Annotated in this window: 22 protein-coding genes and 1 tRNA gene; 14 read left to right on the top strand and 9 right to left on the bottom strand. The window is 63.5% G+C overall.

Features of this window, described 5'->3' with window-relative positions:
• Window positions 1–40: 40 nt before the first annotated feature.
• Window positions 41–1171: a TIM barrel protein gene (locus tag JST30_06115; protein ID MBS1713894.1), complete on the top strand. Its 1131-nt coding sequence runs from the start codon at window positions 41–43 to the stop codon at window positions 1169–1171.
• On the opposite strand, the gene JST30_06110 is transcribed toward JST30_06115, so the two are convergent.
• Window positions 1168–1788: a hypothetical protein gene (locus tag JST30_06110; GenBank protein MBS1713893.1), complete on the bottom strand. Its 621-nt coding sequence runs from the start codon at window positions 1786–1788 to the stop codon at window positions 1168–1170. The two genes, JST30_06115 and JST30_06110, sit on opposite strands and share 4 nt — an antisense overlap.
• Window positions 1789–1859: 71 nt before the next feature.
• On the bottom strand, window positions 1860–2612 hold the full coding sequence (locus tag JST30_06105; GenBank protein MBS1713892.1) for a class II aldolase: 753 nt from the start codon (window positions 2610–2612) through the stop codon (window positions 1860–1862).
• A 140-nt stretch (window positions 2613–2752) separates the two neighbouring features.
• Here JST30_06105 and JST30_06100 point away from each other — a divergent pair, with 140 nt between their 5' ends.
• The 4 genes from JST30_06100 (at window position 2753) to JST30_06085 (ending at window position 7210) form a co-directional block, all read left to right on the top strand.
• Entirely contained in the window at window positions 2753–4771 is a 2019-nt protein-coding gene (locus tag JST30_06100) for a hypothetical protein (protein MBS1713891.1), read from the top strand.
• A gap of 55 nt (window positions 4772–4826) precedes the next feature.
• The gene (locus JST30_06095; protein MBS1713890.1) at window positions 4827–5984 is read left to right on the top strand and encodes a CofH family radical SAM protein; all 1158 of its coding nucleotides are present in this window, start codon (window positions 4827–4829) and stop codon (window positions 5982–5984) included.
• Between the two features lie 83 nt (window positions 5985–6067).
• A tRNA-Ile gene (locus JST30_06090) sits at window positions 6068–6144 on the top strand.
• 25 nt (window positions 6145–6169) lie between these two features.
• Window positions 6170–7210, top strand: a complete 1041-nt coding sequence (locus JST30_06085; protein MBS1713889.1) for a UDP-glucose--hexose-1-phosphate uridylyltransferase — start codon at window positions 6170–6172, stop codon at window positions 7208–7210.
• Here the strand turns inward: JST30_06085 and JST30_06080 are convergent.
• The 5 genes from JST30_06080 to JST30_06060 all read right to left on the bottom strand — a co-directional run bounded on the left by JST30_06080 (window position 7201) and on the right by JST30_06060 (window position 11843).
• A complete protein-coding gene (locus JST30_06080; GenBank protein MBS1713888.1) occupies window positions 7201–8376 on the bottom strand; it encodes a hypothetical protein in 1176 nt (391 codons plus the stop codon). The two genes, JST30_06085 and JST30_06080, sit on opposite strands and share 10 nt — an antisense overlap.
• 13 nt (window positions 8377–8389) lie before the next feature.
• Window positions 8390–9424 carry a putative sulfate exporter family transporter gene (locus JST30_06075; GenBank protein ID MBS1713887.1) on the bottom strand — a complete coding sequence of 345 codons (1035 nt, stop codon included), beginning with the start codon at window positions 9422–9424 and terminating at the stop codon, window positions 8390–8392.
• Window positions 9425–9505: 81 nt separating this feature from the next.
• Window positions 9506–10081, bottom strand: a complete 576-nt coding sequence (locus tag JST30_06070) for a cysteine dioxygenase family protein (protein MBS1713886.1) — start codon at window positions 10079–10081, stop codon at window positions 9506–9508.
• Window positions 10082–10121: 40 nt separating this feature from the next.
• Window positions 10122–11336 (bottom strand): aminotransferase class V-fold PLP-dependent enzyme, encoded by a 1215-nt coding sequence (locus JST30_06065; protein MBS1713885.1) that lies wholly within the window; start codon window positions 11334–11336, stop codon window positions 10122–10124.
• 126 nt (window positions 11337–11462) lie between these two features.
• Window positions 11463–11843 carry a hypothetical protein gene (locus JST30_06060; GenBank protein MBS1713884.1) on the bottom strand — a complete coding sequence of 127 codons (381 nt, stop codon included), beginning with the start codon at window positions 11841–11843 and terminating at the stop codon, window positions 11463–11465.
• 82 nt (window positions 11844–11925) lie between these two features.
• Here JST30_06060 and JST30_06055 point away from each other — a divergent pair, with 82 nt between their 5' ends.
• From JST30_06055 to JST30_06040, 4 genes are read left to right on the top strand one after another with little or no spacing between them, the layout of a single operon-like run.
• Window positions 11926–12555 (top strand): sigma-70 family RNA polymerase sigma factor, encoded by a 630-nt coding sequence (locus JST30_06055; protein ID MBS1713883.1) that lies wholly within the window; start codon window positions 11926–11928, stop codon window positions 12553–12555.
• Entirely contained in the window at window positions 12552–13085 is a 534-nt protein-coding gene (locus tag JST30_06050) for a hypothetical protein (protein MBS1713882.1), read from the top strand. The genes JST30_06055 and JST30_06050 overlap by 4 nt, the downstream gene beginning before the upstream one ends.
• Window positions 13063–15681 (top strand): CHAT domain-containing protein, encoded by a 2619-nt coding sequence (locus JST30_06045; GenBank protein ID MBS1713881.1) that lies wholly within the window; start codon window positions 13063–13065, stop codon window positions 15679–15681. The genes JST30_06050 and JST30_06045 overlap by 23 nt, the downstream gene beginning before the upstream one ends.
• A gap of 1 nt (window position 15682) precedes the next feature.
• Window positions 15683–16894: a S8 family serine peptidase gene (locus JST30_06040; protein ID MBS1713880.1), complete on the top strand. Its 1212-nt coding sequence runs from the start codon at window positions 15683–15685 to the stop codon at window positions 16892–16894.
• Here JST30_06040 and JST30_06035 read toward each other — a convergent pair.
• Window positions 16891–17607, bottom strand: a complete 717-nt coding sequence (locus JST30_06035) for a dipeptidase (protein MBS1713879.1) — start codon at window positions 17605–17607, stop codon at window positions 16891–16893. The genes JST30_06040 and JST30_06035 overlap by 4 nt on opposite strands.
• A 119-nt stretch (window positions 17608–17726) precedes the next feature.
• Here JST30_06035 and JST30_06030 point away from each other — a divergent pair, with 119 nt between their 5' ends.
• The 4 genes from JST30_06030 to JST30_06015 all read left to right on the top strand — a co-directional run bounded on the left by JST30_06030 (window position 17727) and on the right by JST30_06015 (window position 21844).
• Window positions 17727–18809 (top strand): adenylate/guanylate cyclase domain-containing protein, encoded by a 1083-nt coding sequence (locus JST30_06030; protein MBS1713878.1) that lies wholly within the window; start codon window positions 17727–17729, stop codon window positions 18807–18809.
• An 8-nt stretch (window positions 18810–18817) separates the two neighbouring features.
• Window positions 18818–19705: a methylisocitrate lyase gene (prpB, locus tag JST30_06025; protein MBS1713877.1), complete on the top strand. Its 888-nt coding sequence runs from the start codon at window positions 18818–18820 to the stop codon at window positions 19703–19705.
• A gap of 152 nt (window positions 19706–19857) precedes the next feature.
• A complete protein-coding gene (locus JST30_06020) occupies window positions 19858–20460 on the top strand; it encodes a PEP-CTERM sorting domain-containing protein (protein MBS1713876.1) in 603 nt (200 codons plus the stop codon).
• Between the two features lie 241 nt (window positions 20461–20701).
• Window positions 20702–21844 (top strand): citrate synthase, encoded by a 1143-nt coding sequence (locus JST30_06015; GenBank protein ID MBS1713875.1) that lies wholly within the window; start codon window positions 20702–20704, stop codon window positions 21842–21844.
• Between the two features lie 98 nt (window positions 21845–21942).
• Here JST30_06015 and JST30_06010 read toward each other — a convergent pair whose 3' ends face one another.
• Window positions 21943–23232: a UDP-glucose/GDP-mannose dehydrogenase family protein gene (locus JST30_06010; protein MBS1713874.1), complete on the bottom strand. Its 1290-nt coding sequence runs from the start codon at window positions 23230–23232 to the stop codon at window positions 21943–21945.
• 158 nt (window positions 23233–23390) lie between these two features.
• Here JST30_06010 and glmS point away from each other — a divergent pair, with 158 nt between their 5' ends.
• On the top strand, window positions 23391–25223 hold the full coding sequence (gene glmS, locus JST30_06005; GenBank protein MBS1713873.1) for a glutamine--fructose-6-phosphate transaminase (isomerizing): 1833 nt from the start codon (window positions 23391–23393) through the stop codon (window positions 25221–25223).

The raw sequence follows: 25223 nt of genomic DNA, 5'->3' as shown, positions 1-25223 counted from the left end.
GGGGCCATCGGCAACGGCGACGGAATGCTAACCTCCTAGCATGAAGACCGACGCCACCACCCTCTCCTTGATCGGTTCCAAGTATGGCGGCTACCTCGAAGGCGACGCGGTCGACGGCTTTCTGCGCGACTTCGGGATCAGGTTCGCCGCAGGCCATTGGTGCGCGGGAGAGTTCTTCGACCGCTTTGCCCCGGGCGGCTACAACGCCGACGACCCCACTTTCGACGGCAGCGAGGAAGCCCAGATCGCGCGGGTCGCAAAGGCGGGGATCAAGGGGATCGAGTGGCACGAGACGGTATTCCTCAACAAGGACGGCAGCCGCAACCAGTCCAGGATCGACGCCCTGACCGCCGCCATGGCGTCGCACGGTCTTGTGCCGACGAACATGAATTTCAACCTGTGGAGCGACCCGGTCTATAAGCGCGGCTCGGTCACGAACCCTGACCCTGGCATACGGGATCGGGCCAAAGCGCAGGTGCTCCTCGGGATCGCGATCGCGAAGGAACTCGGGTTCGAGAGTTGCGGGCTCTGGCCGGGCAGCGACGGTTGGGACTACCACTTCGAAGTCGACTATGGGCAGAGGCTGAGGTGGTTCATCGACGCCTGCACCGAGTTCGCCGAGACGTGCGACCAGCTCGGGCTCAAGTTCGGTACGGAGCCGAAGCAAAAGGAGCCCCGGGAGGGCAACATGATCACGAACACGGTCGCGAAGGCGGCGTGCGTGTGCGTCGAGGTCAACCGTAGCCTCGGCAAGACCGTCATGGGCGTTGCGATCGACTATGGCCACGAGCAGATGGTCGGCAACACCCCCGCCGACTCGCTCTACCTGCTCAAGACGATCGGCGTGCCCATCGCGAACTTCCACATCAACGGTGCCAAGTACAACTCGAACGACGAAGACCGGATCGCGGGGACCGACGACATTTGGCGGCTCGTGGAGTTCTGCTATGCGGCGGTTGACACGGGTTACGACGGCTGGTTCGGGGAAGACCAGTTCACGTACCGCACCGAGCAGACTGCAAGCATGCGGCTTTCCATGGAGTTCTTCGCGAACTGCATGAAGCGGGCTCTCACGATCTATGCCCAAAGGGACCAGTTGGTCGCGGCCCAATCGACGGGCGACGCGCTCCATACGATCCAGGTCGTCAAGCGGGCGATCTATGGGGGTTAGTCGCCGGAGTTCTTATTGATGAACACGAAAACGAGGCTCCAACATGCCGTCGCCAAGGCTGAGAGCGGATACTGCAAGACGGTCGGTAGGGCATAGACCGCGAACAGCACCGGGATCCAGTAGCAGACGTTGGGGATGTACGTCGGCAAGACGTTCGCCCGGTAGTTCCGCCACCCGAAAACGCTCGCCAACCCGCTCGGACGGTAGGCTGCATCGCGCCAACGGAACATCGCGACCGAATACGGCACGAACAAGAGTGGAGCGAAGACGACCATGTCCATCGCCGTTTTCTTGGCGACGGTCATCGGATCCGCCACGCCTCCGAACCATTGCTCTTGAAACCCGTAGAAGACGTCGACCATCAGCGCAAGTCCCGACCAAACCAGCCCCGTGAAGAGCGTGTCTCGGAGCCATGCGCCGTCGAACTTGCGGTTCAGACCGGTCAAGGCCTTGGCGATTTCCGGCAACACCCCTCCCGCAAGGAACCCCGCGACAGGAGCGAACAGCAGTCCCAATCCGGCCCTCCAAGCTGCGAACGTGTCCAGCGAGCTTCGGAACGACGGAGCGGCATAGTAGGCGACGACGAACGTCACCGCCACCGCTTGGATCAAGACCATGGCCGGCCAATTGCGTTTGACGCCCTCCCAACCGGGACGGATCAACTGCCCGAGCGGAGCTTCGGCGTCGGTCAGCGGCCCGCCTTCAGCTTCCAGAGCAGCTCCTGTCGATAGTGTTCGTCGGGCCGGCTGCGGATGCGCTCGACCTGTTCAGGTTCCAAAGGCACGAGCCGCTCGCGGCTCATAGCGATGATCCGGCACACCTTGTCGTTCATGACCAGGGCGCTCTCGACCTCGGACGTCGAGCCGCCCAGCGCAATGACGCCATGGTTCTGCAGCCACACGACTTTAGGAACGTCTCCCTGTCCGTCGATGAACGCCGTCACCGAGTCTCGGACGGCTTCCGCCAGCTTGAGCCCGGGATCGACATAGGGCACCCAAGCCGTCCGTGCGCCGCAGCAGACCACCTCGTCCGGAAAGAAGCGAAGCGCCGCATAGGAGGAAGCGGATTCCGTGCAAAGCACCGCCAAGGCAGCGGTCGGATGGACGTGCGCGACGAACTCGACGCCGTGCAGCCCAAGCAACCAGGCGTGCATGAACGCCTCGACCGAGGGCTTCGGCCCAGGTCGGGTCTGGCTCGCGAGCAAGACGTTCTTGACCTGTTCGTCCGAATGGGGACGGTCGAAGGCATCGATCAATTGCGACCGTCCGCAATGGACGAACCCTTCCGGCCCTATGCCGTCGAGTCCGAACCCGCTCGCCTTGACCCAGAAGCCCCCTTCGTCTTGGCACGACGTGTTCCCTTCCGCCAAGACGGCAAGGTCACGCTCCGGCCTCCCGAGGCGGCGCGTCAAGTCCACCAGTTCGTCAAGGCGGTCGGCCATGGCCGAAGTGTGCCACGAGTGATGCTGACGACAGGTTCCAGTCCCGCACGATCCGTGCAGACCGGCCCGGGCGCACGCAAATGAACCGGGTCTTGCGGGTGAACCCATATTATTAGAGAAAGAATAGTCATACTTCTCTCGTGGGTTCGAGGACGGTTTCCAAAGGTCCGCGTACCAGGATCGCGGAACTTTGTGCGGCGGTATGGATCGTCGTCGCCTGCCCGGCCCAGCAGTCTTTTCCCTCGGGAACCCCGCCCGCCCTGACCGAAGCCGGATTCCGGACATGGTGCGCACGTTACGTGGAAGACGGCGTCGCACGGTCTCCATTGACCCGATCGACGACCGTTTACGTCAGTCCGGACGGCAACGACGTGACGGGGTCAGGATCGATCGATCAGCCCTTTGCGACCGTAAACAAGGCGAACGCCCTGATCGCATCGACCGAAGGCCCGCTCCGGGTCCGGTTCCGACGCGGAGGTGTCTTCAGGTCCACGATCGGTCTTAAGGTCGGCGTCCCTCACGTCACGGTCGACTCGTATCTCGCTCCTGGCGACCAGACGGGCGCCCCAAGGCCCGTTTTGACGCGGTTCGAGCCTCCCGTACAGCCCGGGCAGTGGGCGGCCGACGGCGCCCCAGGGACCTACGTGACGAACGTCCCCGCCGACGTCGCTTGGATGAGGCTTGCGGGAGACGACACGTCGGTGTTCCGAAAAGCAACGGACGTGACCGGGTGCCGACGGTCGCCGGGCACGTGGTTCTGTTCGTCCGGGAAGCTGTACGTGCACATGAAGGACGACCTCGATCTGAGGGATACGGACTTAAGGGTCGATTACGTCTTAAAAAACCAAGAGACGGGCGCATGGGTCGGGGACGTCGACGACGTCAGGCTTCACGACCTGCGGATCGACGGGTTCGGTGCAGGGACGCCTGGAGACCACAGCTACACCGGCTACGGGATCCAAGCCGACCCGTCCGGAGCGAACCGGGTCGTTGTCACGGAATGTGAAACGTATTACAACGGCCGCCATTCGATCACCAAACTCAGTACCCAAGCGGGGGGCTCTCTGTTCGTCGTCGGGTGCCGGATGGGGCACTTGGTCAACGACGGCATCAACACGGTGGGCTATTCCTCGCTCGGTGGCCAGGAACTGGTCTCCGCCTACAACGAGTTCGTCGGTTCCGACCTTCCGGTCGGGGACGCGCCGTATCCATATGCCGGCTCGTCCGCGCCGCTCTACGCGCACACGTCCGACGACGCGGTCTACAAGCACGCTTTGTTCCTGTCTTACGCCGACCGGATCGTACCGGGGCAGTATCAGAACGCCGACTTGCCTGCCGCAGCGTCGGCGCCGGAGTTCACCGATCCTGCCGAATGTCGCACCTTCGTCGTCGGCCTTCAGGCCGAGTGCCGGAACGCCACGGCGTTGGATGCGACCTGCCCGTCCTCGAACGGCGGAAACGGCCTCGTGTACAAGAACCTCGGTAGCCAAGGCACGGCCTACGTCGACTGCCGCGTCGCGTGCGCCGTCTTGTGGACTCAGTCGAACGGGGACGTTTCGGCGTGCACGTCGTCTGCCGGCCTATGGGTCAATTCGGACGTCTCGTTCGATTTTTCGGCCTGCCGGTCGTCCCGATGGAACCGTGTCGTCGCGGTCACGCCGACGAACGCCGATATGACGGCGTACCGAAGCTCGTTCTACGGGTGCAGGATCACGTTCGTCGCGCCCGTCGGAGGGTACGTCATGGGCTTTTCCGGACCGATGGTCCATAAGTCGGGAGCACGGTACAACTCCCTCGACGCCAAGTGGGGCGGGCGGCTGGTCGGGTCGGTCGTCGACGTGAGGGGCGGCGGGCCCGGAGTCTTCTATCTCGCGTTCGGGAACGAGCCTGGACGGCTGGAAGCCAACGGGTACTTCTGCTTGTCGAGCGAAGGCGGCGCTTTCGGTTGCGACACGGACACGTTCCGGTGCCCTGGAACCAACGTTGCGGCACCGCCCCGGACGAGCACCCGTGCCCTCGAAATCGGGCCCGTTTCGATCGGCGGACGGACGCTCGAGGTCGACGCATGGGGACGGAGCCGTAGTCCGGTGAACCGGGCCGGCCCCCTTGTCGCCGAACCTTACACTTCGGTCAAGTTGGAGAAGCCCGGCCGATTCTGAAGTCACGGAGACCGTCCCGGGGTGGGCTACAATCTGTTTGGGACGAGTCCAGCCCATGCCGATTGCCCCCGAACGTGTCATCCCTACCGACTTGATGGACGTCTTCCGCAAGGTCGACGGCGGCGAACGGCTCAGCGTCGACGATGGCGTGCGGCTCTTCGAACACCCGAACCTGACGGCCGTCGGCGCGATGGCGAACCTTGTCCGCGAACGCCGGCACGGGGCGCGGACGTATTTCGTACGCAACCAGCACATCAACTACACGAACATCTGTAACAAGTTCTGTAAGTTCTGCTCGTTCTATGCCAAGAAGGGCGGGCCCGATCCCTACGAGTTTTCGATCGAAGAGGTCCGCAGGCGTCTGGAATGGCACAAAGACGTCGAGATCACCGAGGTCCACATGGTCGGCGGGATCAACCCCCGCCTTCCCTATCAGTACTATCTCGACCTCGTCCGGACGGTGAAAGAGGTCTTGCCCGGCGTCCACGTCAAGGCGTTCACCGCGATCGAGATCGAGCAGATCGCTCACAAGGGCGGCGTCAGCCACGAACAGGCGTTGCGGGACTTGATCGAAGCCGGCCTCGATTCCCTGCCAGGCGGCGGGATCGAGGTGCTGTCCGACCGCGTCCACCGCGAACTCTTCGGACGGAAAATGGACGGAGAAGGCTGGAAGTCCGTCGCACGGGCCGCGGCGAAGCTCGGCCTCAAGCAGTACGCGACGCTCCTGTACGGACACATCGAGACGGACTTCGAGCGGGCCGACCACCTTCGTCAACTCCGGGAGCTACAGGACGAGACGGGCCACTTCGTGTGCTACACGCCGCTCTCTTTCCACCCCGAAGCGACCGAACTGGAAGACATCAAGCCTTTGACAGGCTTCACCGACCTGCGCAACATAGCCGTCGCCCGCCTGATGCTGGACAACTTCGACCACGTCAAGTCCTTCTGGATCATGAACACTCCAGAAGTCACGCAGGCCGCCTTGTGGTACGGCGCCGACGATACCGACGGTCTCGTGCACGAGTACGAGATCACCTACAAGGAAGGCGAGTTCGGGAACAAGAAGCAGGCGCTGACCTTTGAGAACATGTCCTACATGATCCGCGAGGCGGGCCGAGAGCCGGTCGAACGGGACTCGCTGTATCGCCCGATCGCCCGGGAGCCGGTGCCGGACAAGTCGGGTCGCACTTTGACGCCGCTTTCGGTCAAGTGAGCGGCCGCCCGACCTGCGCCTAGGCCCTCGAGCTAAGGCTTCCGCCGCCCATTTCCGATAAGGTATCGTAGACCTTCGGTCGCGGGCCTATAGCTCAGTTGGTTAGAGCGCACCCCTGATAAGGGTGAGGTCACTAGTTCGAATCTAGTTAGGCCCACCAAACGGCTTCCCAGGTGGATCCGGAATTGCCGTCCTTCACGTTCGACCCGGACCAACACCCGCACAGACGGTTCGACCCGCTGTCGGGAGACTGGGTCTTGGTCTCCCCTCACCGGACGTCCCGGCCCTGGCTCGGCCAAACGGAACCGCGCGTCCACGACGACCTTCAGGCTTACGATCCCGTTTGCTACTTGTGCCCCGGAAACGTCCGGGCCAACGGCGATAGGAACCCGGACTATACGGGCCCCTACGTCTTCGCCAACGATTTCCCGGCCTTGGTGGCAGGCACGCCTCACTCGGCGCCCGAGCCAGGTCTTTTCCGGTCGGTCCCCGTTCGCGGAGAATGCCGTGTCGTCTGCTTTTCCCCTCGGCACGATTTGACGTTGGCGCAGATGCCTGTCGACGACGTCGTCGCGGTCGTGGCGACGCTGGCCGAACTGACGCGCGAGCTTGAGAGCCTCTATGCCTGGGTCCAGGTCTTCGAGAACAAGGGGGAATCGATGGGCTGTTCGAACCCCCATCCCCATGGCCAGGTCTGGGCCGGAGACGCGGTGCCGACGTTAGCCGAGAGGGAATGCGTCATGCAGCGGGCGTACTGGGACGCGAACGGCCGGCCCTTGCTCCTCGACGTCGCGTCCGCAGAGTCGGGCCGAGGGGAGCGGACGGTCTGCGAGAACTCGGAGTGGATCCTCGTCGTGCCCTTCTGGGCCGTCTGGCCGTTCGAAACCCTGTTGCTCCCCAAGCGCCCTGTCGGATCCCTGCCGGACCTTGACGGGCCGCAACGGCGCCGTCTCGCTGAAATCCTGGTCGATGGCCTTTCCCGGTACGACGCCCTGTTCGACGTCAGCTTTCCTTATTCCATGGGTTGGCACCAGGCGCCGTCCGACGGTCGACCGACGGGCCACTGGCAGCTCCACGCCCATTTCTATCCCCCGTTGCTCCGCTCCGCGAGCGTTCGCAAATTCATGGTCGGATACGAAATGCTGGCCGAGGCCCAAAGGGACCTGACCCCCGAGCAAGCGGCCGCGCGCCTACGGTCCGTGACGCCTCTCGGCCGTCAGATGTAGATCTCCCAAAGACCGCCGCGGAACAGGAAACTGACGAACAGCCGGTTCGTCACCCACCGCATGCCACTGAACGAATCGATGTCGGCCGCTTCTGAGCCAGGTTTGAGCTCGAGCCGGCCGAGTTCGCGGTGGCCCGTACCGTCGTTCTTCGTGATCCAGATCCGGATGTACTGAGGGTCCGTCGGCTTGTCGTTCGCGTTTTCTGGCGAACGTATCCAAGCGGTCGGTCCGGTGGGGCAGGTCGTCGTGGCCCACATGATGAAAAGTCCGTCTTCGGCGGGTTTCCAATCGTGCACGTACTGGTCGTCGAACGAAACGTCGAAGACTTTTTGCTTCGGGACGACCGATGCTTCCCACTGGACGATCTTGACGTTCGGCGACGCTTCGTTCGGCACGTCCGGCACGATCATGAAGAACTTGTTCCCACCTCGCGAGTACGGCACCGTCCCCACTTTGGGCAAGGCGTCGATCTCGACCGTCGGCAACGCCTCGGCCGTTTCATAGTCCTTGGCCTTGTAGATCCAAGTCTGGATCTTCGTCTTGCCCTTTTGGCCCGGACCGACGACGGTCTCCATCACGTGGCTCTCGGGCGTCCACGAGATACTGGCGTACGGAGCCTTTGTGCGGTCGGTCGGGCCGTGGAACTCCCATTGGCGGTATTCGTTCCCCTTGTCGTCGGCGATGTAGTACTTCGGCGGGGAACCGGGCCGCTCGCCCATGAACAAAAGCCGGTTCGTCGAGGGCGCCATCCGGCCTGGACCGAAGTTGCCTTCTGCCGAATAGACCTTTGTCAAAGGCTCGAGCACTTTCGATTTCGTCGTCTTCGTGTCCAACTCGATCAAGGAGTACGACTTCTTCGCATCGTCGGCCGCAAAGTGACAGACGGCGTCCCAAGACACCCATTCGTAATACGGCTTCCCGTCCGCACCTTTGAGCCACGAAGCGGTATCGGCGAGGCGAAAACCGATCTGGGTCAACTCTTCGTCGCCGGACTCGCCTTTAGTCAGATCGGCCAGTCGTTTCGGCTGAGGACGCAGGTTCCTCGGAAGAAGGGACGTGTCCGCGTCCTTCTTCTTGTCTTCCGTGCACCCCGGTAAGACTCCAGACACGACGACGAGCAAGGCGACAGCGATCCGACGGGACGCCTTGTCTGGGCTCCAGACCATGGGGCCTATTATCTCACTTGGCGACGCCCGGTGCGGCGGGCGCGCTCAAGACCGAGGAAAGTGCAAAGGCGACCGCGCTCAAGAACAGCCATTGGTAAAGGCCGAGCAATACGGGCTTCCATCCGGCTTTCTTCAGTTCTCGAAAGCCGGTTTTGAGGCCGACGCCCGCCATCCCGATGCTCAGGAGAACCACGTCGGCACGGACCAAAGCGTCGATCACGTTCTTCGGGATGCCGAGGTTTACCGCGAACGAATTGACCGTCGCGAAGACGAGAAAAGCGACCAAGAACCACGGCACCGGGGCGACTTGGGCTTCACCGGAAGCCCCGCGGTTCCGCTTGAACCACGCAGCGAGATAGAGGACGATGGGGGCTAAGAGGCAGATCCGGGCCAGCTTCACGACCGTCGCGACCTCGGCCGACCCGTCGCTGTACCCTTGCGCCGCCGCCACGACCTGGGCCATTTCTTGGAGGGAGGCTCCTGCGAAAACGCCGTACCGGAACTCGTGGAGGTGGAGCGTCGAAGCGATCAGGGGGAGCACGAAGATCCCGACCGTTCCCCAAAGGGTGATGACGCCAAGGCTGACCGCCGCGTCCTCACCCTCGGCCTGAACGACCGTGTCCGCAGCGACGACGGCCGACGCCCCGCAGACCGACGTACCGACCCCGAGCAAGATCGCCAGCTTCTCGTTCAAACCCATCCTGACGCCGATCCACCATCCCGCAGCAAGGGCTGCGACGGTGGAGACGAGGACGACGAACAGTGCGGGGCCGCCGATCCTGAGGATCTCCATAAGCGAGAGCTTGAAGCCGAGCCCCGCGACCGCCCAACGGAGGACAGGCTTTTGCGCGACCTTGATCCCGTCGTCCAAAGCCGCCGGAAGCCGCGTTAAGGACGCGATGACGATGCCGAGCAGGATGACGATCAGGAGTGGGCTGAACCGGAGGTTCTGTTTCGCCCAGGGCGATTCGGAAACGGCGACCGACGCCAGGGCCAGGAGCGTGCAAAGGCCCAATCCTGGCAACGACTTCGCGACAGACCGGAACACGAAGGCAGAGGATAGCCGATGCGGTCCGTGACCGGAAGCCTCGACGAACTTTCGGCCGGGAATCTTATCGACTTCTGATGCTCAGTCCGTATAGCAGAGGTCTTTCCGCACGCGCCGATACCCGCCCTCGACCGGCTCAAAGATATGGCACCACGTGAGTTCGTGACCATAGACGTGAATGGTCACCGACGGCTCGTCTGTCAGGGCGTTCGCGATCGTGTGGTACTCGAAGGGAGGGATCAAGGCCCCTGCTTCGCCCGTACCCGCATAGACCGTCTTCTCTCTCTTAAACTGCACAAGGGGCTCTTCCGGCGAGCCTTGAATGTCGTACGACGTCACTTCGATCCGACCTCGGTAGACGCATTCGACGCACCACTCTCCGGCATGGTCGTGAAGCGCCGTCCCCTGACCGACCCCCCAGACCATGGCGACCACAGAATAGCGGCCTGCCGGATCCCGGTGGATCAACCGTCGTGCGTAACGGTCGGCGGCCGGAGCCAAGCACCTGGCAGGCAAGAAGTCGTCTCCCGATCGGAACACGTCTTCGAGGACCTCTTTGACCTTCGAACATCGTCCTTGGACGCAGTCGAGTTCGACGGCTCCATCGAGCCTCTCGATCAGTTCGGCCCCCCGAGCGGAACGGCAATCGGCGATCATTCTTCCCGACATTGTACAGCAGGCCCGTCGCGGGCCCGTGCTAGAGGATCTCGTCCAGGACCGAACAGAGCCGACCGATCTCGTCCATCGTGTTCGTGTGGACGGCGCTGATCCGGACAAAGCCCGTTTCGGGATCGACTCCCAACGCCTCGGTAAGTCTGTGGGAATACATGTGACCGTGGCGGATCCCGATGTCCCGAGCATTGACGTGGGCCGAAACGGCGGGTGCTGGGACGCGGTCCGAAACGAACGAGACCGTCGGAACCCTGTCGCCTTCTGTCGGCCCGACGATGCGGACCCCGCTCTTCGAACCCAGATAGGCGAGCAAGGCCGATGTCAGAACGGACTCCCAACCCTGGAACAAGTCGAACGATCGGACGGCCGCTTCCCGGGAGAACGACGGTGTGTCGGCCAACCGGCTCAGATAGTCTCCGATAGCCGAGAGACCGGCACACCCCTCGAACGGAAGACATCCGAGTTCGAACTTCCTGGGAACTTCGCCTTGAGGGACGAAGAAGTGGTTCGGACCCTCCAGACCTGCCCAGCCGTCATGGGTCCCATAGAGGGCGGCCATGTGCGGCCCGTACACCTTGTACGCGGAGAAGGCGTAGAAATCGACGCCCCAGGCCGCCGTCTCCATCAGCCTGTGCGGGGCGTACGCGACCCCGTCGACGACGACGATGGCTCCGACCGCGTGTGCGGCCCTCGTGATCTCGGTCACGTCGGCCACGTTCCCGAGAAGGTTCGACGTGTGGGGGAACGCGACAATCTTGGACTTGGGAGTCAGGAGCCGTTGCAGGTCCGTGACGCGCGATTCGCCCGTCACAGCGTCGACGCCCCACGGTGTCAATCGGACGCCGTCCGTCGCGATGCGCGACCAGGGCCCGTAGTTCGCTTCATGGTTGGCTACGGAGACCACGATCTCGTCACCCGGCTCCAGGCGCCGTTTCAGACACGTCGCGAGCATGGACAGAAGCTGGGACGTCGACGGCCCGAGAACGACCTTGCCCTTGTCCTCGGCGCCCATGAGCGTCTCGCAAAACGTGTGGGCGTCGTCCACGCACCGGGTCACTCTGTCGCTTGCCGGATATCCGGCCGTCGTCTGGACGTTCGACTCCCGCAAAAAACGGCCCATCGCGTCGATCACGCAGCCGGGGACTTGCGACCCGCCCGCGTTCTCCAAAAACGCGAAGGACGTCTGCAAGGCAGGGAACTGGCTACGGGCAAAGGTCGGATCGACCACCGTCCTGGACATCGGACGAGATTGGCACACGGATTCCGCGGGCCATGCGAACGGAGGTCCGTCGCCGCAGACAACCTGATAACGAAAGTCGGCCGGCCACATCGGGCCGGCCCATACCGATCGGTCGAACCGTAAGGACTACTTCGCCTGGAACGTGCCCGACTGGGCGACGGCTCCCGACGCGTCCGTGAGGACGGCGGAGGTGCCGGCTCCGATGTTCGGCCGGTTCGAGCCCTTAAAGAGGCGCGTATGGCGGTAAACGCCGAACCCGTCCGTCGTCACGTCCACAATGTACTGGCCGTCGCCGACGTTGAGGCGGTACCCCGAGTTCGGTCGCAACCGTTCGCCTTCGGCCTGGAACTCTGCTTGGAACTGATTGGGCAGGTTGTCCCGGGTCTTCCACTTGACCTTGCCCTTTCCGGTGCCGGTCATCGTGGCGAGGAACTCCGTGCGGACTTGCTGGGCGACGGCGACAGCGGTCACGGTCGTTGCGAGGATGAGAATCGTTTGCAGTTTCATGTCAGATCCTTGAATCGGGCTTGTCGGCCCACGGACGTTCAGAGGGCGGCCGTCACAGGCCTGATACAATCGGTCCAGAAACGTGATGCGGCGACCGGACGAAAGCGAAATCGCACGATGGCTCTCCCGGTGCCGCGCCGGCGACGAAAGGGCCTGGCACGCGCTCGTCGACCGGTTCAAGAGCCTTGTCTATTCCGTCGCAAGGCGGACCGGACTCTCTGCGGACGACGCCGAAGACGTCTTTATGACGACCTTTGCCTCCTTCTACAAGCATTTGGACAGGATCGAGGAGGCCCACGCCGTCGCGAAGTGGCTGGCCGTCACAGCGACCCGGGAGAGCTATCGCCTGTCGCGCTCTGCGACGAAGCACGGTCACTCGTCCTATGACGACATGTCCCTCGACGAACTTTTGGCGGACGAGGACGCCGCTGCCGACCGTGCGTCACTGGAGGCGGCCGAAGCCGACCATGTCCGTCAGAACGTCCTCGCCATGGACGCCAAGTGTCGGGACTTGCTCCAGGCCCTCTATCTCGCTGAAGAAACGGACTATGGACAGGTCAGCGCGACGTTGGGGATGCCGGTCGGTTCGATCGGTCCGACGCGGGCCCGTTGCCTCGAAAAACTACGGGCGGCCCTACAAAAGGACGGCTTTTTCGACGCCCCCGAGTATCAAGCGACCAGGACAGGGACTCCGGATAGAGGGACAGCATGACCGACGGACCTCAGGACAAGTTGACACAGGCGATCGACGCCGCGTTCGCGGGAGAAAGAGCGCCTGCAGACTGGCGCGACGAGTCGAGGTTCGACTCGTACAAACGGATCGCGTCCCGACTGCGGCTCGGGTTCTCCACGCCGCCTGACGACGTCACGGTCCGGGCTAAGGGCCTGTTCCAGCCGTCACGGCGTTCAAGGCCCGTGCTGTTGTCCCTTGCGGGTCGGCTGACGGCCGGAGGAGCCCGGCTTGCCGCCGGACAGTCGGCCCATGCCCTGTTCGAGGCGGACGGGGTGAAGATCCGCTTGATGTACACACAGACTTCTGCCGGCGTCGAGACCATGGGCGAGATCCAGGCCGACGGATGGACCGTCGTCTGCGGAGATGACGTGGTGGTGTGCGGGGCCGACGGACGCTTCACGTTTTCCGCCAGACCGGAAGGCGAAACCGGGCTCATCGCCTTCTCTGCCCACGGCTCGATCGACGTCCCACCGTTGACGGAACTCGATGGCACGGAACGACTGGATTGACGCCCTGTCCGGTTCAGGACCGGACGCCGAAGTCCGACGGCTCCTTCCACGACCGATGACCTCGGCACACGCCGAGGAGGCCTTCTTGCTGACGGCAAGGGCCCTTGGCGAAAGCCAAGTCCGGGCCCGTAGGCTCGCCGGGCGGTGGAAGCTCTTCTCTCGCCAGCCGGAATGCCGTCCCTGGTCGCTCAGGCTCAGGGCCCTTTCCGAGCGCTTGGACGGTCAATGGGCCAAGAGCGCGACGTCCTTCCGACTGGCGGGCCAAGCGTGCTCAGATCCCGTCAGCGCGCTAAAGTTCCAGGTCGGCGCCGTCGACAGTCTCGGACGAGCGGGCAAAGTCCGGCAGGCCGTCGTCCTCGCCGGCGAACTCGAGCAGGGACTTTCAGCGGCCGGTGAGACGTCCGTTGCCGCTCTCGTTTGCCTCAATCTTGGCAACGCGCTACTCTGGCACGACCGATATTCCGAAGCGCGCAGCGCTTTCGCGAAGGCGCTCGGAGGGATCGGACCGGAAGGGGAGATGCTGCCCGCCGCGCTCCTTGGCGCCGCCACGAGCGAACTGTACGGCGGAGACCCTCGGACGGCCCGTAGCCTGGCTTCAGAAGCCGTCGCGAAATTTCAGGACGTCGGTGCGGACTCGCACGCCGCACAAGCCTTGGTGACCTGGGGGCGCGCCAACCTGATGTTAGGCCATCCGGACGAAGCTCTTGAGCGGTTCCGGGCGGCCCAACGCCTGTTCGATCCGTCTTCGGCCGATGCCGCCCGGGCCGAAGAGTTCATCGGAGACGCGTACTTCCGCATGAACCTGTGGTCCGAATCCGCTCACGCGTACGGGCAGGCGTTGTCCCATCCGACGGCCTATCGGCCGTCGCTCAACCGCGGCAACGCGCGACTGGGGATGGCTACGGCCCTCGAAATGTCCGGGCGAACCGTCGAAGCGGAAAGATGGGCACGTCTGGCTGCTGCGGACTTCAAGTCGTTCGGGAACGATGTCTGGTACGGATACGCCGCAGTCGTACGGGCACGCCTCTTTCGAAAGTCGGGGCGAGCGGACCGCGGGCTCTTCGTCGTTTCCTCTGCGCTGAAGTCCCTTCAGGAACGACGGGTCAAAGGCCTGATCGCCGAAGCGGCCCTCGAACAGGCCGAGGCCCTGATCGCGAACGGTCGGGACCCTCGGTCTGCACTTTCGACCGCTTCTCGGTCGCTCGCCGCCAGGCCCGACCCGGATCCCATGTGGAGGCTCCACGCGCTTCGGGCGAGGACGGCTTCTCCCAAGGCGTCACTCGTGCACTACCGGAAGGCGGTAAAGGCGGTCTTCGACGCCAGGGCCCTCGCTCAGAGTTCACTGGCGAGGTCGAACTTCCTGAACGACAAGAACGACGTCGTCCGAGAGTTCCTTGGCCGCCTCTTGACGTCCGGTCGTCCGGAGCACGCCGAGGAGGCTTATGAGGTCGTCCGGGAGTCGCGCTCGTCCGTCTTGCTCGATGAGATCTTGTCTTCGCAAGACTGGAAGGACGCGCCATGGCGGGCAGAACTCGAGACGTTGCGCGAGGCTTTCGGGACGGTAGGATTCGACAATGGGGAAAGTCGGACACGTCGCGCCCTGCCCCAAGACTGGAGCGACCTGAACCGGAGGTGGACCGACGTCATGCTCGCGACGACCTCTCGAGTACGGCGCATCCGGTCCAAGGGACGAGACCCGGACTGGACGTTCGTCGATACGTCCGAGGGCCCGTTCCTCCTGACCGCAAGGAGCCAAACCCGCCTACCAGACGTTTCGACTTTAGAACGTCAGGTTTCTTGGGCGAGGTTCGAACTCTTGGCACCCCTCGTCGACCGTTGCGCGCCAGAGGGCCCTGCGTTGGAAGCCCTCGAAGGACTCGCCCGGTCATTGGGCGTTCCCAAGGGCGGTCACGGTACGGTCGTCTGTCCGGACGGGCCTTATTGGAGCGTGCCATGGTCGGCACTGCCTGTCTGGAACGGCCAGGAGCCCGTCATCGCCTTGGGACCCTGGGTTTCCAAGGAAGACGTCACGCTCCCGTCTGACGGAAAGGTCGCGTTGTGGTTCCATGCGCCGACGGGCCTTCCGTATGTCCGCGCTGAAGTCGAATCGTTCCTCGGTCTTTTCCCTGATGCCGAGGTCTGCACGACCGCACAGGAAGCCCGACGCTGCCTAGACGGCCCCTCGATCGGCTTGCTTCATATCGCAGGGCACGCTTCCTCGCACCCCGAGCACCCGATGTTCTCGTCCGTCCACTTCGCTGACGGTGCGGTTTCGGCAGCCGAGATCTCCCGCTCGAACCTGAGGCCGGAAATCGTCGTGATGTCAGCGTGCGAGACCGGAACCCTTTCGACCCAGAGGCCCGCAGAACCTGAAGGGTTAGCGAGATCGTTCCTATCACGAGGTTCCCGAGCGGTCGTTACGAGTTTTTGGCCCCTCGACGATCACGCCGCTTCGATTTTCATGTACCCTTTCTGTCGTCGTCTCTTGGACGGCGGCACAGTACTGGACGCCGTTCGTTCCGGACGGCAGACCGTCCGCGACCGTTATCCGCACCCCTATTTCTGGGGGCCTTTTACTCTCTACGGAGGCTATTGACTTGAGACTGCGCTTCATCTCGCTCTTCGCCTTGGGCGCCGTTTGCGCCGCCGGCGCGGCCGCACAAGGCCGGATCATCACCCAGCTTCAGCCCGGGCACAGCCGGGAAGAGCTGCCGCTCCTGTTCCCCGTCTCGGTCCAAGACTGGACGCCTGAGGCTCCGTTCGTCCTTCTTGAGGCGCTGCCCGGAAACGACGTCCATGCCGTCCAGCAGGCGATGCGGGACAGACCGGACGTCGTGGTCTTCGCCGAAGACGACCAAGACTTGACCGCTCCCGAGAACGTCGGGGCGGGCAAGGGAGGGACGGTCGCCGCCGTCTTCGATCCCGGCGGCGCGTACGAAGAGAACAAGGGACTGTTCGCGCAAATCCGGTGGAAGCCGAACCTGGCACCGCTCACCGGCCGTCCGGTCAAAGTCGCGGTGCTCGACACCGGAGTCTCGAAAGCCTCCAAGTACCTTCGGATCCGGACCGTCGCCGCCGCGAACTTTGCTCCGGACCGGAACGATCCGTTCGATCTGCCTTCCGGCTCGGACTCCAACGGGAACGGAACGCCTGACGACGCGGTCGGACACGGTTCGATGGTCACCGGGTTGATCGCATTGATGGCACCGTACGCCCAGATCGTCGTGGCGCGGGTCGCAGACAGCGACGGCGACTCTTCGGCGTGGGCCCTTGTCCGGGGCCTCGCCTACTCCTGCGCCCAAGGGGCCGAAGTCGTCAACATCAGCTTGGGCAAGGACGGGGGCGTCCCTGCACTCAGCAACGTCATCGAAGGCTGGGTGGAACCGAACGGAGTGCTCGTCGTCGCGGCCGCAGGGAACGATGCCGTCGACAAGGCCAATTCGCCGGCGCGTCTTTCCAAGTCCATTTCGGTCGCAGGCCTGGACGCGGACGACGTGAAAGCGCCCTTTAGCAACTGGGACGGCAACATGTCGTTGTGTGCGCCGTGCGTCGGCGTCCGGAGCGTCTGGTGGGACGGGTCGATGGGGCTGTGGTCCGGGACGTCCTTCGCAAGTCCGCTCGTGGCGGGATCGCTCGCCAACGCTCTCAGGCAACGTCCGGTGAGGCTGGCGCCGATCCAGTTAGAGCTTTTCAGGGACGTCCTTTCGCAAGTCGGGACGGACGTCGATCGGAAGAACCGGGACTACCGCGGCAGGCTCGGCCTCAAGCTCGACCACTTCGCGCTTCAAAACGCCGTGCGGCGCTTTTAAGCGCGTTCCAAAGGGCCGTCCGACATGTCTTCCGGGAATCCGGACCAACCCTCCGGTTCGGTCGGCCCATAGACCGCGGCCTCGGCGCCGGTCCGGTAAGCCCAACCTTGGTCGCCGTACGACCAATGCCACCACTCACTGGGGTAGTTCGTGAGGCCCGCTCCGGACAGGGCCGACGAAAGGACCCGACGGACCTCTCGCGCCGCCTCGTCCAGTCCGGGCGCGTCCGTCGGGAAGGCTCGAGGATCGAACAGTTCGAAGGGTGACGTGTGGGCGAACTCGTATCCGTCGGCATCGGCCAAGACGACGTCGAGCGCCCCTCCTGTCGAGTGTGGAGGCGGAACCTTCCCGTGGATCGGGGCGGTGAAACGGTTCACGACGCGCCGCAGTTGGACGTCCGACCAGTCCGGATGTCGTTCTTTCCAGCGGTTCCACGCTCCGGCGTACATACGACGTTGGATGTAGGGCGGCCGCCACCCTTCGATCACAGCCAGACACGCGCCGTCCGGTAGCGATTCGGCTGCCGAAGCCAGCCTTTCGGCGACGGTCCGACGCAAGTACGAGACTCGGCGGTACGCCCACCTGGCCCTTCCCACCCGCAGCCTAGGGCTGAGAGCAAGATAATCGACCAGAGGTTCGCCGTTGTCCCGGATCGGGACGTGACGGACATCGGTCACCGGTTCGGCTGGGCTGTACTTCTTCGTCCGGGACATAGCGGCCTTGTCATTCTGAGGTCTGTCCGACCGGGGCCTTGTGACTCCGCGACGGGACTTCCCCAGGGCGGCACCGTGGGTCCGTGAGACGGCCGCCAAGGTCACAATAGCGGTCAGCGATGCGAAGGAAGACCGGTAGCTTCTGGGAGTGGCTCCGCGAGGATCTCAAGATCTCCGGGTTCATCGCGCTCGGGATCATGACCGGCACGCTCGGCATGTACCCGCTGCCCTGGATCCTCAGGATCTCGTTGGCGTTGTTCGCGGCGGCCCTGAGCGCCCTCGTCTTCTCTTCCGTCCTTGCTTTGGCCCAGGCCTTCGTCTTTCCCCGGCTGAAGTTCCCTTCGTTCCTTCTGTCCGTCTTCGCGACGGCCGCGACCTACCTCGTGATCATCCTGATCGCGGTCCCCTCGTGCATCGTGATCTCGGTCTGCGTCGCGACCGGGATCCCTCCGTGGCATTCTGGCCCGTGGAAAGTGGCGGTCGGTTTTCTTGACCCCGCCCCCGTCGCCGTCGCCTTCCTCATGATGGTCGTGATCACGTTCGTGCTCATGGTCTCGAACAAGCTGGGGCCTGGCGTCCTGATGAATTGGATGCTGGGCCGCTATTACAGGCCGCGGGAAGAAGACCGCGTGTTCCTGTTCATCGACCTGAGAGATTCGACGCCGCTCGGCGAACAACTGGGCGATCTTAGGTTCAGCCGGCTGATCCAAATGTTCTTCGAAGACATCAGCGGGCCGATCCGTGAGACGAAGGGCGAGGTCTCCCATTACATCGGCGACGAGGCGGTCGTCTGTTGGCCCCTGGCCCGGGGGCTCAAGGGCGCCAACTGTATCCGGTGTTTCTTCCTGGCCCAAGAAGCGGTCGAACGGAACCGTGCCGTCTACCTCCGCGAGTTCGGAGTCGTGCCAGGGTTCAAAGCGGGCGCCCATTGCGGAAGCGTCGTGGCGACGCAGGTGGGCGAGATCAAGAGCGAGATCGTCTTCCACGGAGACGTTTTGAACACGACCGCGCGGATCCAAGGGACGTGCAACGAAGCCGGAGCGGACTTCCTGGTGTCCGAGACCCTGTGGCGCGCGGTAGGCCCCTGCCCGGGATACGCGTTCCTGGACACGGGCGTATGGGAGCTCAAGGGCAAGGGGCATGGCGCGAACTTGTACGCCGTATCCAAGACGCCCGGCCTGGCCGACGGCCGTGACCCATAATCGGGCCGATGCTCCGTCCGCCCTTGAACTCGCCCGGGAAAGTCCTCCGAGACATGATGTCCACAGGGACGGTCGTCCTTCCCGGAGTTTACGACGCCTTGACCGCGGTCGCCGCCCATAAGTGCGGGGCCCGAGCGGCGTACTTGAGCGGGGCGGCGGTGACGAACAGCCAGATCGGCGTCCCCGACATCGGGCTCCTTACTTTGGACGAAATGACGTCGCAGGCCGCAAGGGTCTGCCAGGTCGCCCCGATCCCGGTCGTCGCTGACGCCGACACGGGCTTTGGCGAGGCGTGGAACGTGTCGCGGTGCGTCATCGAGTCGGAACGGTCGGGACTTGCGGGGATCCACTTGGAGGACCAGGTGTTGCCGAAGAAGTGCGGGCACCTCGACGGAAAGGAACTCGTGACGTCGGAAACGATGTGCTCCAAGATCCGGGCCGCCGTTTCGGCCAAGAGGGACCCCTCGTTCCTGGTGATCGCTCGGACCGACGCGCGAGGCGTCGAAGGACTCGACGCGGCGACGGACCGTGCCCGGGCGTACGTGGACGCGGGCGCGGACGCGGTCTTCCCCGAGGGGCTCGAGTCCGAGGCCGAATTCGAGACGTTCCGACGGCGTCTGGACGTTCCGCTGCTCGCGAACATGACAGAGTTCGGGAAGACGCCTTTGATCCCGGTCGAGCGCTTTACGGGGCTCGGTTACGAGATGGTGATCTTCCCGGTCTCAGCGATGCGCGTGGCCCTTAAGGCGGTGACCGCCTTCTACGAAGGATTGCTGACCTCCGGGACTCAAGAGGCGTTCCTCGGATCGATGGCGCACCGGAAGGACCTTTATGCCCTGATCGACTATCCGGATTACGAGGCCGCCGACCTCTCTTGGCGTTCGGCCCGACCTTAAGACGGCACCAATGTCCCCGGCATTTTTTCCGAATTTGACGACCCTCGTCCCCTGGGGCCTGTTGTTTGCGCTAGAATGTGTGCGTATTGAGGCTACTTGGCCGTCCTGCGGCTTTGTGGCTCTGTTTCAATCAACTCGGAAAGGTACCTATCATGCAAAGGACACTGTGTTTGGTCGGACTGCTTGCTCTGGCTGTCGCAAGCCGCGCCACGTTTACCGTCGCGACCTTCAGCGACCCAGCCCTCGACGCCACTACCCCGCTGTTCACGTGGGACACCACCAACAACACGCTTGAGGGTGCTTGGAGCGGCAACGGCATGACCGTCGACACCCCCGGTTTCACGGGTGGCGGTTCGGTGGCCAACGCCCACTTCGACATGAAGCCTGTCCAGTTGACGACGATCGTCGCCGGAACGCTCTACCAGATGAGCGCGGGCCAGATCCTGTTCTACACGAACGACATCAACAACCCGTTCTTCACCGTCGACTTCGACGGCGGCCTCTTCCTGAACCCGCTGAGCTCGAGCGCAGCGACCCAGGCCGGCAACGTGGTCGATTTCTCGGGCCCGAACGTCCCGGCGAACCTGATCCAGGAAGCGTTCGCGTACAGCTTCGCCAACCCGACGCAAGTCGGTGACAAGTGGACGTACACCGCGTCCTTCACCTCCTCGGCCGACGTCGTGCCGGAGCCGGCCAGCATGGTCGCCCTCGGCGCCGGCATCGTGGCCCTGGCCCGCCGCCGCCGCAAAGCCTGAAGTCGACGTCCGAACGCACAACCGAATCCCGATGGGCCGTCCGCCCATCGGGGTTTTTTCGTTTTCCGGCCCTTGTCCGCAAGCTCCAAAAGGTGGGCATCATGGCGAAGCTCAAAGGAGGGCCCTCTAGGTACACTGACTGACCTATCCGAGGCGACGAAGGGGTCCGACGGAAGGCCAGACATCTGGAACCGCTCGATCCGGACAAGTCGCTCGAAAACGGTTTTTTGAGAAGGAGACCATGAGCGCCACCGCCTATCCGAACTACAGCCCCGGTCTGCAGGGGATCGTCGCCGGCATCACGACCGTCAGCGAGATCGACGTCGAAACGTCGAGCCTGACGTACCGGGGGATCAACGTCCACGAGCTGGCCGAGCACGCGGTCTTCGAGGAGACCGCCTACCTGCTCCTCATGGGGCGGCTCCCGAACAAGTCCGAGCTGTCCGAGTTCAAAGCCCGCATCTCCAACGAGAGCGTCTTGCCAAAGGAAGTGCTGGAAGCCTTGCGCCAGTGCCCGAAGAACATGCATCCGATGGACCGGCTCAAGACCGTCTATTCGATGCTCGGTGCGTTCGATCCGGACTATAAGTCCGAGCCCACCGACCATGAGGCCAACGTCCGCAAGGCCGTCCGCATCGTGGCCAAAGCCGGAAACGCCGTGGCCGCAGCCCACCGGATCAGCGAGGGCCTGGACCCTATCGATCCGAGTCCGGACCTTGGCATCGCCGGCAACTTCATGTACCAACTGAAGGGCGAAAAGCCGGACGAGTTCGTGACCAAGGTCATGGACGCGAGCCTTACGCTCTACGCCGAACACGGGTTCAATGCTTCGACTTTTGCCTCCCGAGTCTGCGTCGCCACCCTGAGCGACCTCTATAGCGGCATCGTCACGGGCATCGGCACCCTCAAAGGCCCTCTTCACGGCGGCGCCAACGAAGAGGCCATGTACATGCTGATGGAGATCGACAAGATGGGCGACGCGGCGAAGTGGACGCGCGATGCCTTGGCCGAAAAGAAGAAGATCATGGGCTTCGGCCACCGCGAGTACCGCATCGGAGACTCCCGCGCGGCATACATGAGCCGGCTCGGCAAAGAGATCGGACAGCGCGCCGGGGACACGCACTGGGGCGACATCGCGGAAACGATGGAGAAGATCATGTGGGACGAGAAGAAGCTCTTCCCCAACGTCGACTTCCCCAGCGCCTACGCCTACTACCTGCTCGGCATCCCGATCCCGCTCTACACGCCCATCTTCGTCATCGCCCGCACCACCGGCTGGTGCGCCCACATGATCGAACAGCTCGACAACAACCGCCTCATCCGGCCGACGTGCATCTACGAGGGCCCCAAAGTGACGGAGTTCGTCCCGCTCGACCAGCGCTGAAGTCGGATCCTCCGCGACGAAAGCCCCGAAAGGTCACTTTCGGGGCTTTCGTCGTCCAAAGGAATGAGCCTTTAGAGCGCGAGCCTTCAGCGTCCGGTTTACGACCCGATCGTGTAGTACTCGAATCCGGCCCGCTCGGCGTTTTCTTTCTTGTAGCACCGCCGGCCGTCGAAGAGCACCCGCTGCTTCATGCAAGCCCCGAGCCGGGCGAGGTCGAGCGACTTGAACTCGTTCCACTCGGTCACCAGCACGAGCGCGTCCGCGCCGTCCGAGACGTCGTAGATGTGCTCGACGTACTCGACTTGAGGCCAAAGGGCTCGAACGTTGTCGGTCGCGACGGGGTCGAACGCCTGGACCTTGGCGCCTGCGGCCAAGAGCGTTTCGATCATTTCAAGGGACTTGGCGTCCCGGATGTCGTCGGTGTTCGGCTTAAAGGCCAAGCCGAGAAGGGCGACCGTCTTTCCTTGGAAGCCTCCGAGCCGCTTCTTCATACGGCGCAAGAAGTGCTGCGTCTGATCCTTGTTGATATCGTCCGCCGCCTTGAGGAGCGCGAAGTCATAATCACAACCCTCGGCGATCTTGATGAGGCCCGCGACGTCTTTCGGGAGGCACGAACCGCCCCATCCGAGGCCGGCCTGGAGGAACTTCGGCCCGATGCGGCTGTCCGCTCCGACGCCTTTGGCGACGTCCTGCACGTTGGCGCCCTTCGCCTCGCAGACGCGACTGATCGCGTTGATGAAGCTGATCTTTATGGCAAGGAAACTGTTGCTGGCGTACTTGATGAGCTCGGCTGAATAAGGATCGGTCACGAGCGTCGGCTTTTCGAGAGGAGCATAGAGCTCTTGAAGTTTGGCCGCCGCTTCGGGCTTTCGCGTCCCGATGACGACGCGGTCGGGGTTCTTCGTGTCCCAGACGGCGGTCCCTTCGCGCAAGAACTCCGGATTGCTGACGACGTCGAACATTTCGGCCGGGCAACCCTGGTCGAGGATGATCTGGGTCACCAGGTCGACCGTCCCGACGGGCACCGTCGACTTGTTCACGACGACCGTGTAATGGTCGATGTTGCGGCCGATCTCCTTCGCGACGGCCTTGACGGCCGTAGTATCGGGCGTCCCGTCCGGGCCGGGAGGGGTCCCGACCGCGATGAAGACCACGTCGGCGTGCTTCGTGCCCTCGGCGATGCTGTCACTGACCCGGAAAAAGCCGTCGGCGATGGTGGAACGGAGCAGTTCGTCGACGCCCAGCTCGAAGATCGGCGAGACGCCGTTGCGGAGCTTTTCGAGCTTCTCCGGGTCGTTATCGATGCAGAGCACATCGTTGCCCATATCGGCAAGGACGACGCCCGTCACCAACCCTACATAACCTGTTCCGACGACGGCGACCTTCATTCTAAAACCATTTTGGCCGACGTGTCCGCCGAGCCTAAGGTAATGGTCGGTCGCCGGGGGCCGCGGGTCCAGTGTCACGGTCCCCGCAGGACGTACGACTAGGCCCCGGCCCCGGCGGATTTTGAACCCGAAGGCCGAAGCGCTACAATAGCCCGCATATGTGCGGAATCGCCGGCTACGTCGGGCCCCGGAACGCTGTGGAGGTCGTCTACGACCAGCTCAAGAGGCTCGAGTACCGTGGCTACGATTCGGCCGGGATCGCCTTTCTGAACGGTGGCGGCGGGATCAAGATCGTCAAGAAGGCCGGCAAGCTGACCGAGCTCGGCAAGGCAATCGGCGACGACGTTCCGGAGGCCCATATCGCCATCGCCCATAGCAGGTGGGCGACCCATGGCGGCCCGACCGACGAGAACGCCCATCCCCACTTCGACGCCTTCGAGGACGTGGCCCTGATCCACAACGGCATCATCGAGAACTATCTGGAACTGAAGGGCGAGCTCGTGCGCGAGGGCCACGTGTTCCATTCCGAGACCGACACGGAAGTAGCCGCCCATGTGATCGGCCGCGAGTTCGCCAAAGGCGTTCCGCTCGAAGAGGCCGTCCGAAGGGGAGTCCGGCTCATGCGCGGGGCGTTCGCGTTCGTCGTCTTTTCCAAGAAGGAGCCGCGCAAGTTCGTGGCGGCGCGGAACTTCAGCCCGCTGATCGTCGGACTCGGAAACGGGGAGAACATGGTCGCGAGCGACGTACCCGCGCTGCTTCCGTATACGCGCGACGTGATCTATCTCGAAGACGACCGTGTCGCGACGATCACGACCGAAGGCGTGACCGTCAGCGACCTCGACGGCAAAGTGCTCGACGTCCAGACCCACCACGTGGACTGGGACTTGGACGCGGCCGAAAAGGGCGGCTATGAGCACTTCATGCTCAAAGAGATCCATGAGCAGCCCGAGGTCGTCCGTGGCTGCCTCGCCGGGCGGATCGACGAAAGCGGTCGGGTCCGTTTGGAGCAGGTCTTCAGCGACCAGGTCTGGCACGGCATCGACCGGATCAACATCATCGCCTGCGGTACCGCGTACCATGCCGGCCTCATGGGCAAGTACCTCTTCGAGAAGATGCTCCGCCTGCCCACCGACGTCTTCCACTCGTCCGAGTTCCGCTATAGCGACCCCCTCCTGTCGCCGAACTCCCTCGCCGTCTTCATCAGTCAATCGGGCGAGACGATCGATTCCCTGGCCGCGTTGAGGCTCTGCAAGGGGCGAAGGATCCGGACCTTGGGCATCGTCAACGTCGTCGGATCGGCCATCGCACGCGAATGCGACCGGACCATTTTCACCCAGGCAGGACCCGAGATCAGCGTCGCCAGCACGAAGGCTTATACGGCCCAGTGCCTCGTCCTGGAGCTCTTGGCGCTCTACATCGCACAAGTCCGAGAGATGCCGGGAGTCCGGGTCGACGAACTCGTCAACGAACTTCGCGGATTCGCCGACCGGATGGAAACGGTGTTGGCCGTCGAGTCTCAGGTCGCCGAGCTTGCGGAACGGTTCAAGGAGGCCCGACTCGCGTTCTTCCTTGGTCGCAACGCCGACGCCCACACGACCCGCGAAGGCGCCCTCAAGTTCAAGGAGATCGCTTATATCCCGACGCAGGAGTGTCCGGCGGGCGAGATGAAACACGGACCCCTCGCGCTGATCGAAAGGGGAACGCTCGCCGTCTTCGGGGCGACCGACGCGGACGTCCGGGAGAAGCTGGTCTCGAACATGAGGGAAGTCCAAGCCCGAGGCGGGTTCGCATGGGCTTTGACGACCGACGACGACGCGTCTCTCGACAACGTGGCCGACACCGTGACCAAGGTCCCCACGACAAAAGACCCCTACCTCAACGCGCTCCTCTCCGTGATCCCGTTGCAGATGTTCGCCTACTACGTCGCCAAGATCCAGGGCCTTGAGATCGACCAGCCCCGCAACCTGGCGAAAAGCGTCACCGTCGAGTGA

Source organism: Armatimonadota bacterium, assembly GCA_018268395.1.
Taxonomy (GTDB): domain Bacteria; phylum Armatimonadota; class Fimbriimonadia; order Fimbriimonadales; family Fimbriimonadaceae; genus JAEURO01.
The sequence above is the reverse complement of the archived record's forward strand: the minus strand, read 5'-3'. Positions and strand labels throughout refer to the sequence as shown.

What these genes read in the sequence shown, in the direction of transcription:
- JST30_06060 (MBS1713884.1), bottom strand. Translation starts at nt 11,843, where the DNA reads ATGAAACTGCAAACGATTCTCATCCTCGCAACGACCGTGACCGCTGTC.
- JST30_06070 (MBS1713886.1), bottom strand. Translation starts at nt 10,081, where the DNA reads ATGATCGCCGATTGCCGTTCCGCTCGGGGGGCCGAACTGATCGAGAGG.
- glmS (MBS1713873.1), top strand. Translation starts at nt 23,391, where the DNA reads ATGTGCGGAATCGCCGGCTACGTCGGGCCCCGGAACGCTGTGGAGGTC.
- JST30_06105 (MBS1713892.1), bottom strand. Translation starts at nt 2,612, where the DNA reads ATGGCCGACCGCCTTGACGAACTGGTGGACTTGACGCGCCGCCTCGGG.
- JST30_06065 (MBS1713885.1), bottom strand. Translation starts at nt 11,336, where the DNA reads ATGTCCAGGACGGTGGTCGATCCGACCTTTGCCCGTAGCCAGTTCCCT.
- JST30_06030 (MBS1713878.1), top strand. Translation starts at nt 17,727, where the DNA reads ATGCGAAGGAAGACCGGTAGCTTCTGGGAGTGGCTCCGCGAGGATCTC.
- JST30_06115 (MBS1713894.1), top strand. Translation starts at nt 41, where the DNA reads ATGAAGACCGACGCCACCACCCTCTCCTTGATCGGTTCCAAGTATGGC.
- JST30_06095 (MBS1713890.1), top strand. Translation starts at nt 4,827, where the DNA reads ATGCCGATTGCCCCCGAACGTGTCATCCCTACCGACTTGATGGACGTC.
- JST30_06020 (MBS1713876.1), top strand. Translation starts at nt 19,858, where the DNA reads ATGCAAAGGACACTGTGTTTGGTCGGACTGCTTGCTCTGGCTGTCGCA.
- JST30_06050 (MBS1713882.1), top strand. Translation starts at nt 12,552, where the DNA reads ATGACCGACGGACCTCAGGACAAGTTGACACAGGCGATCGACGCCGCG.
- JST30_06080 (MBS1713888.1), bottom strand. Translation starts at nt 8,376, where the DNA reads ATGGTCTGGAGCCCAGACAAGGCGTCCCGTCGGATCGCTGTCGCCTTG.
- JST30_06045 (MBS1713881.1), top strand. Translation starts at nt 13,063, where the DNA reads ATGGCACGGAACGACTGGATTGACGCCCTGTCCGGTTCAGGACCGGAC.
- JST30_06110 (MBS1713893.1), bottom strand. Translation starts at nt 1,788, where the DNA reads ATGGTCTTGATCCAAGCGGTGGCGGTGACGTTCGTCGTCGCCTACTAT.
- JST30_06010 (MBS1713874.1), bottom strand. Translation starts at nt 23,232, where the DNA reads ATGAAGGTCGCCGTCGTCGGAACAGGTTATGTAGGGTTGGTGACGGGC.
- JST30_06015 (MBS1713875.1), top strand. Translation starts at nt 20,702, where the DNA reads ATGAGCGCCACCGCCTATCCGAACTACAGCCCCGGTCTGCAGGGGATC.
- prpB (MBS1713877.1), top strand. Translation starts at nt 18,818, where the DNA reads ATGCTCCGTCCGCCCTTGAACTCGCCCGGGAAAGTCCTCCGAGACATG.
- JST30_06035 (MBS1713879.1), bottom strand. Translation starts at nt 17,607, where the DNA reads ATGTCCCGGACGAAGAAGTACAGCCCAGCCGAACCGGTGACCGATGTC.